The organism is Methylobacterium longum, assembly GCF_022179385.1.
Taxonomy (GTDB): Bacteria; Pseudomonadota; Alphaproteobacteria; order Rhizobiales; family Beijerinckiaceae; genus Methylobacterium; species Methylobacterium longum.
The window spans coordinates 18,934-32,648 of the sequence record NZ_BPQS01000022.1; the positions used below are offsets into that span (position 1 = coordinate 18,934).

11 protein-coding genes are annotated in these 13,715 nt (G+C 70.0%); 9 read left to right on the forward strand and 2 right to left on the reverse strand.

All coding sequences use genetic code 11. The annotated features are described in order from the left end of the window. The first annotated feature begins 68 nt into the window (after window positions 1–68). The 9 genes from MFF58_RS18605 to lpxB all read left to right on the forward strand — a co-directional run bounded on the left by MFF58_RS18605 (window position 69) and on the right by lpxB (window position 12,007). A complete protein-coding gene (locus MFF58_RS18605) occupies window positions 69–1,301 on the forward strand; it encodes an HlyD family secretion protein (protein ID WP_238290307.1) in 1,233 nt (410 codons plus the stop codon). Between the two features lie 68 nt (window positions 1,302–1,369). Further along, window positions 1,370–2,896: a DHA2 family efflux MFS transporter permease subunit gene (locus MFF58_RS18610; RefSeq protein WP_238290309.1), complete on the forward strand. Its 1,527-nt coding sequence runs from the start codon at window positions 1,370–1,372 to the stop codon at window positions 2,894–2,896. 197 nt (window positions 2,897–3,093) lie between these two features. Beyond that, complete coding sequence (gene rseP, locus MFF58_RS18615; protein WP_238290310.1) at window positions 3,094–4,248, forward strand: RIP metalloprotease RseP; 1,155 nt, start codon at window positions 3,094–3,096, stop codon at window positions 4,246–4,248. A 433-nt stretch (window positions 4,249–4,681) separates the two neighbouring features. Further along, window positions 4,682–7,252 (forward strand): outer membrane protein assembly factor BamA, encoded by a 2,571-nt coding sequence (bamA, locus tag MFF58_RS18620; RefSeq protein ID WP_238290311.1) that lies wholly within the window; start codon window positions 4,682–4,684, stop codon window positions 7,250–7,252. A 51-nt stretch (window positions 7,253–7,303) separates the two neighbouring features. Further along, window positions 7,304–8,362, forward strand: a complete 1,059-nt coding sequence (lpxD, locus tag MFF58_RS18625; protein WP_238290312.1) for a UDP-3-O-(3-hydroxymyristoyl)glucosamine N-acyltransferase — start codon at window positions 7,304–7,306, stop codon at window positions 8,360–8,362. Window positions 8,363–8,647: 285 nt separating this feature from the next. After that, complete coding sequence (gene fabZ, locus MFF58_RS18630; RefSeq protein ID WP_238290313.1) at window positions 8,648–9,124, forward strand: 3-hydroxyacyl-ACP dehydratase FabZ; 477 nt, start codon at window positions 8,648–8,650, stop codon at window positions 9,122–9,124. After that, window positions 9,121–9,939: an acyl-ACP--UDP-N-acetylglucosamine O-acyltransferase gene (lpxA, locus tag MFF58_RS18635; protein ID WP_238290314.1), complete on the forward strand. Its 819-nt coding sequence runs from the start codon at window positions 9,121–9,123 to the stop codon at window positions 9,937–9,939. The genes fabZ and lpxA overlap by 4 nt, the downstream gene beginning before the upstream one ends. 11 nt (window positions 9,940–9,950) lie before the next feature. Beyond that, window positions 9,951–10,814, forward strand: a complete 864-nt coding sequence (locus MFF58_RS18640; protein ID WP_238290315.1) for an LpxI family protein — start codon at window positions 9,951–9,953, stop codon at window positions 10,812–10,814. Beyond that, window positions 10,814–12,007, forward strand: a complete 1,194-nt coding sequence (gene lpxB, locus MFF58_RS18645; RefSeq protein WP_238290316.1) for a lipid-A-disaccharide synthase — start codon at window positions 10,814–10,816, stop codon at window positions 12,005–12,007. The genes MFF58_RS18640 and lpxB overlap by 1 nt, the downstream gene beginning before the upstream one ends. Before the next feature lie 153 nt (window positions 12,008–12,160). Here the strand turns inward: lpxB and MFF58_RS18650 are convergent, their stop codons facing one another. After that, window positions 12,161–12,763: a peptidase inhibitor family I36 protein gene (locus MFF58_RS18650; RefSeq protein WP_238290317.1), complete on the reverse strand. Its 603-nt coding sequence runs from the start codon at window positions 12,761–12,763 to the stop codon at window positions 12,161–12,163. A gap of 86 nt (window positions 12,764–12,849) precedes the next feature. Next, entirely contained in the window at window positions 12,850–13,482 is a 633-nt protein-coding gene (locus MFF58_RS18655; RefSeq protein WP_238290318.1) for a 2OG-Fe(II) oxygenase, read from the reverse strand. Between the last annotated feature and the right edge of the window lie 233 nt (window positions 13,483–13,715).

A 13,715-nucleotide genomic window follows, 5' to 3' on the forward strand; every position in this document is an offset into this window, starting at 1 on the left:
TTCGGATTTGCGTCAAGGCGCGTCCGCTTTGTTGACCGAACGGTTCGGTCATTCAGCGAGGCTTCGAAATGTCCCTGCGCGAGGATGCCGATCGGCCGACCCCGGTGGTCGACCTTGGCGACGACGAGCGCGCCGAGACGCCGGCCCGGCCCGCGGCCGTCTCACCGCCGGTGGCGGCTCCGGCGCAAACGGGCCTCGCGCCGGCGCGCAAGCGTCCGCTCCGCCGGGCCGTCCTGCTCGCCGCCCTGGCTCTCGCCCTCGGCGGCGGCGCCTATGCGGGATGGCAATGGTGGACGGTCGGGCGATTCTTCATCGCGACGGACGACGCCTACGTTCAGGCGGACATCTCGGTCCTGGCCGCGAAGGTCTCGGGTTATCTCGAGGCCGTCCCGGTCGTGAACGGCCTCTCGGTCAAGAAGGGCGACATCATCGCCAAGCTCGACGACGGCGATTACCGCCTTGCGCTCCAGGCGGCGCAGGACAAGCTCGCCACGCAGGAGAGCACCATCCAGCGGATCGCCCGTCAGGCCGAGGCCGCGCAGGCGCAGGTCGCCCAGGCCGCCGCGCAGCTCGACGCGACCCGCGCCGATGCCGTCCGGGCCCAGGCGGATTTCGCCCGGGCGACGCAGATGCAGGCGGATTACGTCGCCAAGTCGCGCATCGATCAGACCCGGGCCGACCGTGACCGGACCGAGGCTTCCGTCAAGGCGATGGAGGCCGGCTTGGTCGCGGCCCGCGCCAACGTCGACGTCCTCTTGGCGCAGAGGCGCGAGGCCGAGAGCCTCGCGACGGAGCTGCGCACCGCCGTCGACCGGGCCAGCCGCGACCTCGGCTTCACGGCGATCCGCGCGCCCTTCGACGGCGTGGTGGGCAACAAGGCGGTGGAGGCGGGCGCCTACGTCGCGCCGGGCACCCGGATCGCCGCACTGGTGCCGCTACAGAGCGTGCGCATCGACGCGAACTTCAAGGAGACCCAGGTTCAGCGCATGCGCCCCGGCCAGCCGGTCACGGTGACGATCGACGCCTATCCGGACCGGGAGATCGAGGGCGTGGTGGAATCCTTCTCGCCGGCCTCCGGCTCCGTGTTCAGCCTGCTGCCGCCCGACAATGCCACCGGCAACTTCACCAAGATCGTCCAGCGCCTGCCGGTTCGCGTCCGCGTGCCCGAGACCGTCGCCCGCGAGGGCCTGCTGCGGCCCGGCCTCTCGGCGGTGGTGCGGGTCGATACGCGCGCCGGCGCGGACCGTTCGGTGCTTGACCGGGCCGCCGGCGAGCGGCCGGTCACCACCGCAAGCCGCTGAGGCGCGCCGTGTCCGCCGCTGCCGCCACCGGGCCGGCCGGGATACAGGCTCCCGCGGCCGATCCGCCGATGGATCGCCGCCGTCTGATCGCGTTCCTCTGCATGGTCTTCGGGATGTTCATGGCGATCCTCGACATCCAGATCGTCTCGGCTTCCCTCAACGAGATCCAGGCCGGCCTCTCGGCCTCGGGCGACGAGATCCCCTGGGTCCAGACCAGCTACCTCATCGCCGAGGTCATCTCGATCCCGCTCTCCGGGACGCTGTCGCGGGTGCTGTCGACCCGCTGGATGTTCGCCATCTCGGCGGGCGGCTTCACCGTCATGAGCCTGATGTGCGCGACCTCCTCGTCCATCGGCGAGATGATCGTCTGGCGCGCGCTCCAGGGCTTCATCGGCGGCGGCATGATCCCGACCGTCTTCGCCGCCGCCTTCACGATCTTTCCGCCCTCGAAGCGGACCATCGTGTCGCCGATGATCGGGCTGGTGGCGACGCTGGCGCCGACCATCGGTCCCACGGTCGGCGGGTATCTCACCGACCTGATGTCCTGGCACTGGCTGTTCCTGATCAACGTCGTGCCGGGCATCTTCGTGACCGTCTCGACCTGGATGCTGGTGGATTTCGACAAGCCGAATTACGGCCTGCTGAAATCTTTCGACTGGGCCGGCCTCGCCTTCATGGCGGGGTTCCTCGGCTGCCTCGAATACGTCCTGGAGGAGGGGCCGAACCACGACTGGCTGCAGGACGAGGCGGTCTTCGCCTGCGCGATCATCTGCGCCGCATCAGGGGTGCTGTTCTTCTGGCGCGCCTTCACGGCGCCGCAACCGATCGTCGACCTGCGCGCCTTCTCCGACCGGAACTTCGCCAGCGGCTGCGTCGCGAGCTTCGTGCTGGGCATCGGCCTCTACGGGCTGACCTACGTCTATCCGGTCTACCTCGCGCGCGTGCGGGGCTACTCGGCGCTGATGATCGGCGAGACGATGTTCGTCTCCGGCCTGTGCATGTTCGCCACCGCGCCGATCGCCGGACGATTCTCCGGCAAGGTCGATCCCCGCCTCATGATGGGGATCGGATTCGCGGGATTCGCCTGCGGCACCTGGATCGTCACCGGCCTCACCAAGGACTGGGACTTCTGGGAACTGCTGCTGCCGCAGGTGCTGCGCGGCTGCTCGCTGATGCTGTGCATGATCCCGATCAACAACATCGCCCTGGGTACGCTCCCGCCGGCCCGGATGAAGAACGCCTCCGGGCTCTACAACCTGACGCGCAACCTCGGCGGCGCGGTGGGTCTCGCCCTGATCAACACGCTGCTGAACGACCGGTGGGACCTGCACCTCGCCCGGCTACACGAGCGCTTCACCTGGGCCAGCACAGCCGCGGTGGAACGGCTCGACTCCCTGCAGCGCGGCTTCGACTCCTTCGGCAGCGCGGCCCCCGGCATGGCGCTGAAGGCCATGACCAACACGGTCAGGATCCAGGGCCTGGTGATGGCTTTCGAGGACCTGTTTCTGACCCTGACCGTGCTGTTCCTGGCGATGGCCTGCGCGGTTCCGCTGGTCCGGCGCCCGCAGGCGGCGGGCGGCGGCGGCGGTCACTGAGCGGGGCGCCACCGCGACAGCGGGGATTGCGGGGACATCACCCGGCCTGACAGCAGGAGCCGAACTGTCGGGCCCTCGGCCGCGTGACCTTCGCGACCGGCGCACGGGATTGCGTTGGCAGTCGGCCGCACCGATCTGCTAAACAGGCTGGATAGTCGGCCCGCAAGGCCGGCGCGGATACGGCCAGGAAACGGCTCATGGACTTCCTCAACGCGATGGGCGGGACCGCCGGCGGCTTCTTCGGCGCCGTGATCCCGTTCCTGTTCGTGCTCACCGTCGTGGTGTTCGTGCACGAGATGGGCCACTTCCTGGTCGGACGCTGGTGCGGCGTCGGCGTCCACGCTTTCTCGCTCGGCTTCGGCCCGGAACTGTTCGGCTTCAACGACCGCCGCGGCACGCGCTGGAAGCTCTGCGCCATCCCGCTCGGCGGCTACGTGAAGTTCCACGGCGACGCCAACGGCGCCAGCATGCCCGACCCGGAAACGGTCGCCCGGATGAGCCCGCAGGAGCGGGCGATCAGTTTCCCGACCCAGCCCGTGGCCAAGCGCGCCGCGATCGTCGCCGCGGGACCGGTGGCGAACTTCATCCTGGCGATCCTGTTGTTCGCCGGCGCGATCTGGCTCGGGGGCCGCTACGAGCTGCCCGCCCGGGTCTCGTCGGTGGAGCCCAACAGCGTCGCGGCCCAGGCCGGCTTCCAGCCGGGCGACGTGATCACCGCCATCGACGGCGAGAAGATCGGCGACTTCAATGCCATGTACCGCACCGTCACGGGCAGCGCCGGAACGCCGCTGACCTTCACGGTGGAGCGCGAGGCGCAACCGATCACCATCCAGGCGACCCCGGCCACCTTCGAGGAGAAGACACCCTTCGGCCGTCACCGGATCGGACGCCTCGGCATCCGGTCGCCCGCCGGCTCGGAGGCGCGGCTCGTCCGCTACGGGCCGCTCGACTCGCTGAACCTCGGGGTCAAGGAGACCTACTTCGTCGTCGAGCGGACCTTCTCGTATCTCGGGAAGCTCGTCACTGGCCGCGAGTCGGCCGATCAGCTGTCCGGCCCGATCGGGATCGCCCGCGTCTCGGGCGAGGTCGCCAAGACCGGCGGCGTCGGCGGCCTCGTCGGCCTCATCGCGCTGCTCTCGGTGTCGATCGGCCTTCTGAACCTCTTCCCAGTGCCCCTGCTCGATGGCGGCCACCTGCTGTTCTACGCCTTCGAGGTCGTCCGCGGCCGGCCGCTCAGCGAGCGGGCCCAGGAGATCGGTTTCCGGATCGGCCTCGCCCTGGTCCTGATGCTGATGCTGTTCGCGGCCTGGAACGACATCCTCAATCTCGGCGCGTCCTGGCGGAACACCTGATCCGTCGGGGTCGAGGGCTGGCGCCGGTGATCCGACGTCGGTTCCGGTCTCCACCGGAAAGGATGCCCCATTCCTGCCGCGATCCCGCCCGCAGAGCGCCCGCTTGGGGACGCGGCGGTGACGCCGATCTCGGTTAAAACACGGTGAACGGCGGCGCACGCAGTCTGGAAAAGGGCTGCGGGCGCAGTTGTTTACGTGCGGTTCACCACGATCCGTGGTTTGCCCGCCGGCTGGGTGCAGCGTTAAGTGGCGCGAAGGCCACGACCCCCCAAAATCCCCTGACGATGGCCTCCCGCGCGTTTGCTTGGCAGGGGAATCCCGCTAAGAGCTACGCTTGGACCGAAGCCACGCTTGGACCAGGTGACGGGACGGCCGATCAACGGTCGCTCGTGACGGGCTAACCCCCGCGACCAGAACAGAAACGGGCGATTGCATGATGTCGTTGACGGGGAAGCACCGACGTAAGTCGGTGCGGAAAACCATCGTCCTAGTCACTGCGGGTCTTGGCGTCGTCCTGAGCGGGGCCGCCCAGGCGCAGCAGATCGTCGTCCAGGGCAACCAGCGCGTCGATGCCGACACGATCCGGTCCTACGTGACCGGGACGGCGTCCGGATCCGCCGAGGAGGCTCGGCGCAACCTGCTGGCGAGCGGCATGTTCTCGGACGTGCGCGTCGCGCAGTCCGGGGGGCGCACGGTGGTCACCGTACGCGAGAACAACCTGATCAACCGCGTTGTCTTCGAGGGCAACAAGAAGGTCGAGAAGGCCACCCTCGAGAGCCTCGTCGAGGCCAAGGCCCGCGGCCCCTACAGCGAGGCGATCGTCAACGCCGACCTCGCGCGCATCCGCGACGTGTACAAGCGCTTCGGCCGCGGCACCGCCAAGGTGACCTACCGGACCGTCGACCTGCCCAACGGCCGCGTCGACGTGATCTATCAGGTCGACGAGGGCGACAAGACCGGCATCATCTCGATCAACTTCGTCGGCAACAACGCGTATTCCGACCGGACGCTGAAGGGGCTCATGAGCTCCTCGGAGATGAACTTCCTCTCGTTCATCAAGACCTCCGACGTCTACGATCCCGATCGTATCACCACCGACCTCGATCAGGTCCGCCGCTACTACCTGAAGAATGGCTACGCCGACTTCCAGGTGGTCAGCGCCGACGCGCGCTACGTCGAGGGTGACTCCTCCGGCTACGTCATCACCATCACGGTGAACGAGGGCGAGCAGTACAAGGTCGGTGCGGTCTCGGTGGATTCGCGCCTGCCGGGCCTCGACACCACCCGTCTCGACGGCAACGTCTCGGCCTCCGTGGGCGACATCTACAACGCCGACGACGTGGAGAAGACGCTCAACAATGTCACCCGCGAGGTGAACCGCGCCGGCTATCCGTTCGCGCAGGTCCGCCCCACCGGCCAGCGCGACCCGGTGACCCATCAGGTCTCCCTCGGCTTCGTGGTCGAGGATGGCCCGCACGTCTACGTCGAGCGCATCAACATCCGCGGCAACACCCGCACCCGCGACTACGTCATCCGCCGCGAGCTCGATATCGCCGAGGGCGACGCTTACAACCGCGTCCTCACCGACCGGGCCGAGCGTCGGCTGAACGGGCTGGGCTTCTTCAAGAAGGTCCGCTTCTCGAACGAGCCGGGCTCCGCTCCCGACCGCGTGGTGATCAACATCGATGTCGAGGATCAGCCCACGGGCTCGTTCTCGGTGGCGGGCGGCTACTCCACCCAGGACGGCATCATCGGCGAGGTCTCGGTCTCCGAGTCGAACTTCCTCGGCCGCGGCCAGTACGTCCGCCTCGCCGGCACGGGTGGCCAGTACTCGCGCGGCGTCGACTTCTCGTTCACCGAGCCGTACTTCCTCGGCTACCGCCTCGCCGCCGGCTTCGACGCCTTCTACAAGTATTCCGACCTGACCCGGTACTCGCGCTACGAGACCACGGTGTACGGCGGCCAGCTGCGCCTCGGCCTGCCGATCACCGAAGAGTTCGGCATCACGCTGCGCTACTCGGTGTACAACACCGAGCTGAAGGTCCCGAACACCCTGAAGCGGCCGTACAACGACTGCTCGGTGCCGATCCCCGGCTACACGGCGACCTACGGTGCGGGCACGATCGACCCGAACACCGGCCGGAACATCGGCGGCCAGGCGGTCTACCCGAACTGTGCGTATGATGGCGAAGCCTCCATCGCCATCAAGGGTTCGCAGGGCAACACGCTGACCTCGCTGGCCGGCCTGACGCTCGCCTACTCGACGCTCGACGTAATCGGCGCCCCGCGCAACGGCCTCTACGCCGAGCTGAAGCCCGACGTGGCGGGCCTCGGCGGCGACTCGAAGTTCTTCCGCGTGACCGCCGATGCGCGGTACTACAAGGAACTCTTCGAGGACGTGGTGGGCTTCGTTCGCTTCCAGGGCGGCCATATCAGCGCCCTGAACAACGATCCGCTGCGGGTCACCGACCAGTTCTTCCTCGGTCCGTCGCTGGTCCGCGGCTTCGCGCCGAACGGCATCGGTCCGCGCGACGTCGGCATCGCCGACGCCCGCTCGAACGCGATCGGCGGCTCGACTTATGTCGGCGGTACGCTGGAAGTGCAGTTCCCGCTTCCTGCCGTCCCGCGGGACCTGGGCCTGAAGGGCGCGCTCTTCGCCGATGCCGGTACGCTGTTCGGCTATCACGGCCAGCGGACGTTCAACGTGAACGGCGACGCCTTCATCAACGGCATCTCGCCGCAGACCGGACGGTGCAACTTCAACGCCTTCACGATCGGCGTCGAGCCGGAATGCGTGAACGTCCGCGACACGGCCGCGATCCGCTCCTCGATCGGCGCGTCCATCCTGTGGAACTCGCCCCTCGGACCGATCCGGTTCGACTACGCCTACGCGCTGACCAAGGACGAGGGCCAGAAGGTCTTCGTGCCGGGGCTCAACAAGTACGGCTCGATCGGCAAGGATCAGACGCAGGCGTTCCGCTTCTCCGGCGGCTCACGCTTCTGATAAAAGGCTCCTGCGCCGGCCGGATCTTTCCCGGTCGGCGCGTTGTCGTGCATGTCAGATCCCATCTTCTTCATCGCCGCATCCGGCATCACCCTGTCCGAGATCGCGGCCGCCGCCGGCGCCTCCCTCCCGGAGGGCGCGGATCCGGAGCATCGGCTCGCGGGCGCCGCATCGCTGGAAAGCGCCGGGCCGCAGCACCTCGCCTACATGGACAATGCCCGGTACGGCGACGCGCTCGCCGCTACGCAGGCGGGCGCCTGCCTGGTCTCGCCCCGCTTCGCCGCGCGCTGTCCGGCCGAAACTGTCGCCATCGTCAGCCGCGATCCCTATCGCGCCTACGCGATGCTGCTCGGCCGCCTGCATCCCGACGCGCTGCGCCCGGGCTCGCAATTCGGCGCCCGCGGCATCGCGCCGGGCGCCCATGTCCATCCGGAAGCGCGGCTGGAGGAGGGGGTCACGGTCGATCCGGGCGCGGTGATCGGCCCCGATGCCGAGATCGGCGCCGGCACCGTGGTCGGCCCGAACGCGGTGATCGGGCCCGGCGTCCGGATCGGCCGGGACTGCGCGATCGGGGCGGGCACGACGCTCAGCCACGCGCTCCTCGGCAATCGGGTGATCCTCCATCCGGGCGCCCGGCTGGGGCAGGACGGCTTCGGTTTCGCCATGGGCGCCACCCACCTGAAGGTGCCGCAGGTCGGCCGAGTCATCGTCCAAGACGATGTCGAGGTCGGCGCCAACACGACGATCGACCGGGGCGCGTCGCGGGACACGGTGATCGGCGAGGGCACCAAGATCGATAACCTCGTGCAGATCGCCCACAACGTCGTGATCGGCCGGCACTGCGTGATCGTGTCGGGCGTCGGCATCTCGGGTTCGACCACGCTGGAGGATTACGTCGTCCTGGGCGGGCAGGTGGGCGTCGTGGGCCATCTGCGCATCGGCCGCGGGTCACAGATCGCGGGCTCGTCCAACGTCAACCGGGACGTCCCGCCGGGCAGCCGGTGGGGTGGAACGCCCGCAAAGCCCGTACGGGCGTGGTTCCGGGAACTGACGACGCTGGCGCGCCTCGCCGAGCGGTCGGGCAAGGCCGACACGGCCGAGGATTCGTGATCTGACGGCAGCCGCACGCCGGTCCGGACCCGAGGGCCGGCCCGCGCCATCCGTGGTCGAGGCCTCCGTGAGGATGATCCCGATCCGCCCTCCTCATCCCGCGGTACCGACGGCCATCCTTGGCGCGCAGTGCGCCGAAACCCTGTCATGGACGGGCTTCGGGTGCCGATCCGTCACCCGGAAGGCCTTGCATGTCCGGCGATTTCTTCCGAAGAGGGCGGTCCGTTCGCCGTCGGCGACCGGATGCCAAGCCGCCCGGAGCGGTACGTCGAGGTGCGGAATCTGATGAGTGAGGCGGCGCGCGAGACCGGCGGCGAGCTGGGCACAGCCGATATCCAGACGCTGCTGGAGCTGCTGCCGCACCGCTACCCGTTCCTCATGGTGGACCGCATCGTCGAGATCGACGGCGACGAATCCTGCATCGGCATCAAGAACGTCACGGCCAACGAGCCGCAGTTCATGGGGCACTTTCCCGATATGCCGGTCTTCCCTGGCGTTCTCCTGATCGAGGGCATGGCGCAGACGGCCGGCGCGATCTGCTGCCGACACATCCGGACGGATGAGCTGCGCACCAAGCAGGTGTTCTTCATGACCATCGACAAGTGCAAGTTCCGCAAGCCCGTCACGCCGGGCGACCAGGTGCGCTTCTACATGAAGAAGACGAACCAGCGCCGGACCATGTGGTGGTTTCGCGGCGAGGCCCGGGTCGACGGCACGTTGGTCGCCGAAGCCGAGATCGGTGCCATGCTGGTGACGGAGTGAGCGGCTCCCTGATCCATCCGAATGCCGTGATCGAGCCCGGCGCCCAGATCGGCGACGGGACCCGGATCGGCCCGTTCTGCCATGTCGGCCCCGAGGTGGTGATCGGCGCGGATTGCGAACTCATCAGCCACGTCGTCCTGTCGGGCCGGACGAATGTCGGGCCGCGCACCCGGATCTTCCCTTTCGCCTCGATCGGCCACCAGCCCCAGGATCTCAAGTACCGGGGCGAGGCCTCCACCCTCACGATCGGCTCCGACTGCCTGATCCGCGAGGGCGTGACCATGAATCCCGGCACCAGCGGCGGCGGTCTGGAGACCTCGGTGGGCGACCACTGCACCTTCCTGGCCAACTCGCATGTCGGCCACGATTGCCGGGTCGGCGCGCACGTGATCTTCTCAAACAACGTCATGCTGGCGGGCCATTGCTCCGTGGGCGACTACGCGATCCTCGGCGGCGGCGCCGCCGTGATCCAGTTTGCCCGGGTCGGCGCGCACGCCTTCGTGGGCGGTCTCTCGGGTCTGGAGAACGACTGCATCCCCTACGGGATGGTGCTCGGCAACCGGGCCACCCTGTCGGGCCTCAACATCATCGGGCTGCAGCGGCGCGGCTTCGCCCGCGAGGACATCCATGCCCTGCGGCGGGCCTACCGCCTGCTCTTCGCCCCCGAGGGCACGCTGATGGAGCGCGTCGAGGACGTGGCCGCGACCTTCGAATCCCACACGGCGGTTCGGGAGATCCTCGACTTCATCCGCAGCGGCGGCAAGCGCTCGATCTGTACGCCGCGCGAGCTCCCCACACCGATCAGCGCCGCCTGAGCCGCGCTGCCGTGGCGACGGTCGAACCCGGGCGCGAGCCGGCCCTCGTGTTGATCGCCGGTGCGGGGCGTCTGCCCGAACTCGTCGCGGAATCGCTGCGCCGGGCACGACGGCCGTTCCGCGTGATCGCCCTGCGGGGCTTCACGGGTCCGGCTCTGCGCAGCCGTGCCGACGCCACCGTCGATCTCCTGGATCTCGCCGCCACCCTGAAGCTTCTGCGCCGGTGGGGACCCGCCGTGGTCGTGCCGGCCGGCGGCGTTTCCCGTCCGAGCCCGGCCGCCATCCTCAACGCGGGCGCCGCGCTGCGCAACCGTGAGGTCCTGCGCGCGATCGCGAGCGGCGGGGACGACCGCCTCCTGCGCGCCGCCCTGACCCTCGTCGAGGAGGAGGGTCACCGGGTTCTCGGCGTCCACGAGGCGGCGCCGGACCTGCTCTGCCCGGAGGGTCCGATCGGGCGGCGCAAGCCGGATGCTGCGGCGGCGACCTCGATCCGCACCGGGCGCGGCGTGCTCGCAGCCCTGTCACCCTACGATCTCGGGCAGGCCGTGACGGTCGCGGGCGAGCGGGTGCTCGCCGTCGAGGGTCCCGAAGGCACCGACCGCATGCTGGCCCGCGCGCGCGCGCTCGGGCGCCGACCCTTCGGCCTGGGGCGGCCGCTCCCCGCGGCGGTGCTGGTGAAGGCACCCAAGCTGGGCCAGGACCTCCGCGTCGACCTGCCGGCCGTCGGGCCGCGTACGGTGCGCAACGCCGCCAAGGCCGGCTGCGTCGGCCTCGCCCTGGAGGCCGGCGGCACGCTGGTGATCGACCGCATCGCCACCGCCGCGGAGGCCGACCGCCTCGGCCTGTTCGTGATCGGCTACGGGAGCGCGCCGTGATGGCGGCCGGGCCGCGGATGATCTGGCTGGTCGCCGGCGAGGATTCCGGCGATCAGCTCGGCGCCAAGCTGATGCGGGCGTTGCGGGCGGCGGCGCCGGAGACCGCGTTCGGCGGGGTCGGCGGCGAAGCCATGGCCGAGGCGGGTCTCGTCTCCCTGTTCCCGCTCGATGACGTCGCGGTGATGGGCTACCTGCCGGTCCTCGCCCGGGCGCGGACGCTCCTGCGGCGCATCCGCGAGACCGTGGCGGCGGCGGTGCGCGCCCGGCCGGACGTGCTGGTGATCATCGACAGCCCGGGCTTCACCCACGCGGTGGCGCGCCGCGTGCGGAGAGCCGCGCCGGGCATTCCCATCGTCGATTACGTCTCCCCGAGCGTCTGGGCGTGGCGGCCGTGGCGGGCGAAGGGGATGCGCCCCTTCATCGACCACGTGATGGCCCTGCTCCCCTTCGAGCCCGACGCGCATCTGCGGCTCGGAGGACCACCCTGCACCTATGTCGGGCACCCGCTGATCGAGCGCCTGCACGATCTGCGACCGGCGGATCCGAAGCATCGGCGTCGCGACACGGTCCCGCACAGCCTCGTGGTGCTGCCCGGCTCGCGCCGGTCCGAGATCGAGCGGCTGATGCCGGTCTTCGGGCAGGCGCTGGATCGCGTGGGCCGCAGCGTGCCGATCGAGGCGGTTCTGCCCGCCGTCACGCGCCATCGCGCGCTGATCGAACGCCTCGCGGCGGGTTGGCCGCTGCCGGTTCGGATCGTCACCGGCGAGGCTTCGAAATACGCCGCCTTCCGGGGAGCCCGCGCGGCGCTCGCCGCCTCCGGAACGGTGACGCTGGAACTCGCGCTGGCGGGGGTGCCGATGGTCGTGGCCTACAGGGTCTCGCGGGCGGAGGAGTTCATCGCCCGCCGGCTCATTCAAGTCCCGAGCATCGTGCTGCCGAACCTGATCCTCGGCGCGAATGCGGTTCCGGAATTCGTCCAGGCGGAATGCGCCCCGGAGCCCCTCGCGCAGTCGCTGCTGCCGCTGCTGAAGGGTGGGCCCGCGCGCGACGCGCAGCTCGACGCGCTGGCTCAGATCGACGAGCGCATGCGGCTGCCGGGCGCCGATACGCCGAGCCGAGCCGCGGCGCGCATCGTCCTGCGTGCGGCGGAAGGGCAGGGCCGCGGCCTTGGAATCGGAGCGGGGCCCCTCTGACCGCTGCGGACCCGCCACCCGTGCGGGTGCAGCGAAGCGGTGTGGCGGGCGCCATCCATGTGGAGGTTGCGAGGCCCCCGTCACTGGACCGGCGAGGATGAGGATGGCGCACGCGACCGGTCGCGACGAACGACGACCGGGTGAAGCGGTCCGTCAGCCCGCGCGCCGGCTGCAGCGCACGTAGGAGGCGCTGCCGCGGCTGCTGGACCAGGTCAGGTGGTCGCCGTCCACCGTGAGGCGAACCTGGGACGACCAGCGCCGGCCGCGGTCGCTGCACTCGGCCGACGTGATCCAGGCGTTCCCGGCACGGCGCGTGTCGTGGAAGGTGCAGACCGTGCGGCCCGCCCTGGCGTGATCCTGGGTGATCGTCGCCGGGATGTAGCCCCGCCGCCGGGAGGGCGTGCCGCAGGCACCCGCCGTCGGTCCCCAGACCCCAGCATAATCGGGGGTGGCCGACGCGCTGACCTGGGCCGTGGCCGGAGCCGGCCTCGCGACGGGAGCGGGTATCGGTGCCGGAACGGCCGCCATGGGGCCTGGAGCGGGGACTGGGGATTGGGCAGGGGGTAGTGCTGCCGGAGCACCGCGGACGGGCGCATCGAGCAGGACCGCCCGGCGCGCGGCCTGCTGCGCAGCGGGCGCATCGCCGGCCGGCGTCACCCCGGCGGCCCCCTGGTTGCGGAACGGCATGTCCTCGGTGAGGTAGGCCGCGCTGTAGGCGAACAGGCCGACCCAGCCGGCGACGAGCAGCCCCGGCACGGCGTAACGCTGCCTGGAGCCGGGACGCGTCCCGCCGCCGGGTTCCGCCAACACCAATGCCCCCATGGTCGACCCCCGTCGTCCGGTCAGCGGCCGAAGATGCCCTTCAGGAACTGTGCCGTCCGGTTGCGCTTGCGCTTGCGGGCAAGCTCCGACGCGTCCTTGAGCCACGCGACCTGGACGACGCGCCGCTCGCCCTCGAACGGCTCGTGGCCGTGCCAGGAATTGTCGGCCCGCAGGAACGCGAACATCGTGCCCATGGTGGGCGGCACCTCGACCGCGAAGGGCGCGTAGTTGCGGCCGTCGTACAGGACCCGCAGGCGGCCGGCCGCCGGGGCGTCCCAGGCGTCGTTCATGTAGACGAGGAGCGTCAGCACCTTCGACGGACCGTCCGTGTGGATCGAACCGTACTTGAGCTGGCTGCGCCGCATGATCGTGGTCAGCCGCGGGCAGGAGACGAGGTCGATGCCGAACTTCTCGCCGAGGATCTTCGAGAACGCGTCGCTCTCCAGCTCATCGATCAGCGCCTTGAAGCGACCCTTCAGGGCGACCTCGTCCACCGTCAGGTAGCCGGGCTTGGCGATGTCCGGGAAGTCGCGGCGGATGTCGTCGATCGCTTCGGGGTTCAGGACGTTGCTGCCGAGGGTGTAGGCGTAGGGCTCGCGGGAGACCGGGGCGGCGCGCACCGCCGAGACGTCGAGGATCGAGAGGGCGGACATCGTTGGGGTCCCTTGGCTCCGGTAAATGACTCCGGCTCACGTCTCCGGCACGCCCCGCGCCTCAGGACGCATGCCGGAGGACCGGTCGGGCGGGTGTGCCGAGGCCGCCCGCGCCGGCCTCGGCGCGCGCGGAGGCGCGGCCCGTCGCGGCGGTCCCGGACCTCTCATAATCGGGCGATTGCGGCGGTCCCACGGCGAAAGCCGCAAGGTGGCGCATTCCGGTGACAGTCTCG